Raw genomic sequence first — 262 nt, 5'->3', positions numbered from 1 at the left:
GGTCGCGTCGTTCTGAGCGGGCGCTATATCGGTACGGGATGGACGCGGCTCAGCCTCGACGGGTCTGGCGGCTTGCGCCTGCGTGTCCTGCGGACGCGGGTCTTCGGTCACGGTCCGTGTTTCAACGGTTTGCGTCTCTACACGGCGTGTGTCGCGGGCTTCATCGGCGTTCCGGGCCTCTGCGGCGCGCGCCTGGCGCTCAGCGGTTTCCGCTTCTCGGGCTGAGGTCAGCGTCGCGGCGAGGGAGTCTGTCTGCGGGCTG

At 69.1% G+C, this 262-nt stretch carries 1 protein-coding gene; it reads left to right on the top strand.

The genetic code is table 11. The annotated features are described in order from the left end of the window. Positions 1–225 (top strand): hypothetical protein (locus B3M53_RS10555; protein WP_286800376.1); only part of this gene is annotated, 225 nt, incomplete at its 5' end. Positions 226–262 lie beyond the last annotated feature (37 nt).

Origin of the sequence: Oceanicaulis sp. UBA2681, from assembly GCF_002354675.1 — a bacterium.
Classification (GTDB): domain Bacteria; phylum Pseudomonadota; class Alphaproteobacteria; order Caulobacterales; family Maricaulaceae; genus Oceanicaulis; species Oceanicaulis alexandrii.
This window is presented reverse-complemented; position numbering and strand designations above follow the sequence as displayed.